This is a genomic window from Arenibacter sp. F26102, assembly GCF_023015865.1.
Taxonomy (GTDB): domain Bacteria; phylum Bacteroidota; class Bacteroidia; order Flavobacteriales; family Flavobacteriaceae; genus Arenibacter.
This window is the reverse complement of the sequence record NZ_JALKBC010000053.1, coordinates 1-725: the sequence shown is the minus strand read 5'-3', so window position 1 is coordinate 725 and position 725 is coordinate 1. Positions and strand designations below refer to the sequence as shown.

The 725-nt window shown below is 51.2% G+C and carries 1 pseudogene; it reads left to right on the top strand.

The window, feature by feature from the left end:
• Positions 1 to 725, top strand: a pseudogene (locus tag MWU78_RS22210) (hypothetical protein); the annotation flags it as partial.

Genomic DNA, 725 nt, shown 5'->3' with positions numbered 1-725 from the left:
ACAGGTACGGGAGACTGTTGGGCACAAGTTGGCCCTTCCAGTTTTCCCAATGGAACGGTAGTTGAGGTTTCCTTGGCCCTAGATGGTTCCGGGGTACCCTATCTTGCATTTCAGGACAAAGACAATGAGAAGAAGGCAACTGTCCAAAGGTTCAATGGCGGTAATTGGGAATTGGTAGGGTCTGCAGGATTTTCTGCTGGCGAGGCCAATTGGACGTCCTTGGCCATGAACGGCTCTGGTGTGCCCTATGTGGCATTTAACGACGGGGCCAATGGCAATAGGGCCACAGTCCAAAGATTCAACGGAAGTGTTTGGGAATTGGTGGGTACGGCCGGTTTTTCAGTAGGTGGGGCAGATTATGTTTCCCTGGCCCTAGATAATTCTGGAATACCATATGTAGCATATTTTGATGGGGCCAACGGTAATAGGGCTACGGTCCAAAAATATAATGGTAGCGAATGGGAATTAGTAGGCACGGCTGGTTTTTCCGCTGATGTAGCCTATGATATTTCCCTGGCCATTGATGGTTTCGGGGTGCCCTTTGTGGCATATAGTGATGTTTCCAATGGTAGGAAGGCTACGGTCCAAAGGTTCAATGGCAGCGCATGGGAGCTGGTGGGACCTGCCGGTTTTTCGGATGGCGAGGCCTATTGGACTTCCCTGGCCGTTGACGGTTCGGGGGTTCCTTATTTGGCATATCAGGACGTGGCCAACGAGAATAGGGC